The organism is Cytobacillus sp., from assembly GCF_964223445.1.
In the GTDB taxonomy this organism is placed as follows: domain Bacteria; phylum Bacillota; class Bacilli; order Bacillales; family Cytobacillaceae; genus Cytobacillus.
In genome coordinates this window covers 1-2556 of record NZ_CAXQGS010000105.1, presented here as the reverse complement: position 1 = coordinate 2556, position 2556 = coordinate 1, and the positions used below count along the sequence as shown (strand labels likewise).

2 protein-coding genes are annotated in these 2556 nt (G+C 42.3%); both read right to left on the bottom strand.

Going from position 1 to position 2556, the window contains the following annotated elements:
• Positions 1 to 96 precede the first annotated feature (96 nt).
• The gene (locus ACEQ1T_RS18855; RefSeq protein ID WP_175578538.1) at positions 97 to 747 is read right to left on the bottom strand and encodes a sugar transferase; all 651 of its coding nucleotides are present in this window, start codon (positions 745 to 747) and stop codon (positions 97 to 99) included.
• Between the two features lie 834 nt (positions 748 to 1581).
• Positions 1582 to 2538 (bottom strand): UDP-glucose 4-epimerase GalE, encoded by a 957-nt coding sequence (gene galE / locus ACEQ1T_RS18850; protein ID WP_372530248.1) that lies wholly within the window; start codon positions 2536 to 2538, stop codon positions 1582 to 1584.
• Between the last annotated feature and the right edge of the window lie 18 nt (positions 2539 to 2556).

Genomic DNA, 2556 nt, shown 5'->3' with positions numbered 1-2556 from the left:
CAGACGTGTGCTCTTCCGATCTGTCTTGACTCCGCCGCTATAAGATTCTCCGATCAACAACACCTTTTTCATGATCCCGCCCCTTCCGAAACCCGCTCAGTAAGCGCCTTTTCTATGCAGAACTTGCACAACGGTCTTGCACAGGATTTCAAGGTCTAGCAAGAGACATTGATGTTTCACATAATACAGCTCAATGTCCACCCGCTCCGGATAATGAACGTCACTCCTGCCGCAAACCTGCCAGTAACCGGTCATTCCCGGCTTTGCCGACAGCAGCAAATCTTTCTGTTCGCGATATTCGTCTAATTCCGCCTGGACCAGCGGACGCGGGCCCACAAGGCTCATGTCCCCTTTCAGCACATTAAGGAACTGGGGGAATTCATCCAAACTGGTCTTCCTGATGAACTTGCCGAAAGACGTGATCCTCGGATCTTCCTCTGCCGTGATCTTATAGCCATTGGCGACATATTTCTTGTACAAAAGTTCATCTTTTTTCAACATCTCCTCTGCATTGTTGACCATCGACCTGAATTTATAAATCGCAAAAGGTTCCCCGTTCCGGCCAATGCGCTTCTGTTTGAACAAAACCGCACCCTTATTCGGACCCACTACATAGAAGAATGAACAAAAGGCCATGATGAAAAGCATCAGGAAAATCCCAACCAATGCCCCTATGACATCAAGCGACCTTTTGATGAACAAATAGGCGACGCTCACTTCAGGAAAACTTGGGCTTGCGGCAGGCATATCCAAAAGCAACCTGCTTTCTTTTACTCTCATAGGACTCTCCTCCTTTTTACATTGGCCATAGGGCAAGCTGCCGAAAAGATTCAACAGCCGTTCAATTCCAACAAGAAAGGTCAATCAACCAGGACAGGGACTTCGCCGATTACCCAAAGATTGATGATTGTAATTCACCAAGGCCAAGAAGGAGAACCAAATAAAAACCATGACTTTTGTAAACAAAGTAAATATTTTGTTAAATTTTCGTTAATCTTATCATGACTTTTAACCTAAGTCATCATTAATTTTTTTAATTTTTAAAAAATACACAATACTATAGTCACATTAATTTTTCTAATATAAGATTCAATTACAATATAATTTACAAATAAATAAATAACTGACATTCTACCTGCTTTTTATAACCTAAATGTTCCTCGACAGTTTTCCGCATTAAACTTCCTTATTGTTTAATTCATATAATTTCCACGCTCTCCTTCGCCCTAGTTTCCTTCCCGCTTTCTTCCTCTACAGCTTTAATTGCGTTAATTTTTTGGGTAAATGGATGCATAAACGGTCATTTTTATTGCTAGCCTGTTTAGTAAAGTTATATTCTAAAAATAAGAAAAACTTGGCTAATCCTAGGAATACCCAAGATTAACCAAGCTTTTTATTTTCATGCACCATTCAGCTGGAACTTCGCCATTATGAAAACCAATGTGTAAAATACCTTTTTAATTCAAAATAACCGCATAAAAATATTCATCCTTTTTACATTTCGATCCTTTTAGCGATGCTTTTTTCCTTCAACTATTTATACAAGCGATAAATTGCCGAAAACAGCTTTTCAGTTTCCGATTAAATTCGGCCTTTATGCCATATCCAAGCGCTCTCGATGATTTCCTCTAACCCGTAATCAGGTTTCCACCCAAGCAAACGGCCGATTTTACCGGAAGATGCAACCAAGATAGCGGGATCACCTTCTCTCCGTTCCCCGTACTCCACCCTTGCCGACTTGCCAGCCACTTTTTCGCAAACCCCGATAACTTCTTTTACTGAATGGCCTGTCCCATTCCCCAAATTGAATACTTCATTGCTTATGGAACCTTTCCGCAGAGCTTCATAAGCTAAAATATGAGCTTTCGCTAAGTCCGTCACATGGATATAATCACGGATGCAAGTGCCGTCCGGCGTATCGTAATCCGTCCCGAACACCGCTATGTTCTCCCGCTGCCCCAATAAGTGCTGAAGTATGATCGGGATCAAATGCGTCTCAGGATCGTGGCTTTCTCCAATTTCGCCGGACGCATGGGCCCCTGCAGCGTTGAAGTAGCGCAAAACGACATACTTGAACTGATGTGCCCGCGAAATATCAGCCAATATCTCTTCCACCATCCGTTTGGATCTTCCATAAGGATTGATGGGAGTGCTTGGCATTTCCTCCGTAATGATCTTTGAATTGGGAATTCCATATGTCGCAGCTGTGGAAGAAAAAATGAATTTATCCACGCCATGCTCAATCATTTTCTGTAATAGAACGATTGTGGCCCCTACGTTATTGCCGTAATATTTCAGTGGATCTCGGACCGATTCCCCAACCAAGCTATTGGCCGCAAAGTGAAATACCGCATCGATGGCATGTTCCGTAAAGATCTTATCCAAAATCGCTCCATCACCTAAATTCCCCTCTTCAAAAATCACTTCGCTATCCAATAAAAAAGAATTCCCTGTTGTTAAATTATCCAATACGACGACTTCATGATTCCCTATCAATTCTTTGAAGGTATGGCTGCCGATATAAGATCGGAAGAGCACACGTCTGAACTCCAGTCA

Bases quoted from the DNA above. Each gene is read 5' to 3' on its own strand.
- ACEQ1T_RS18855 (WP_175578538.1), bottom strand. From the start codon at position 747: ATGCCTGCCGCAAGCCCAAGTTTTCCTGAAGTGAGCGTCGCCTATTTG.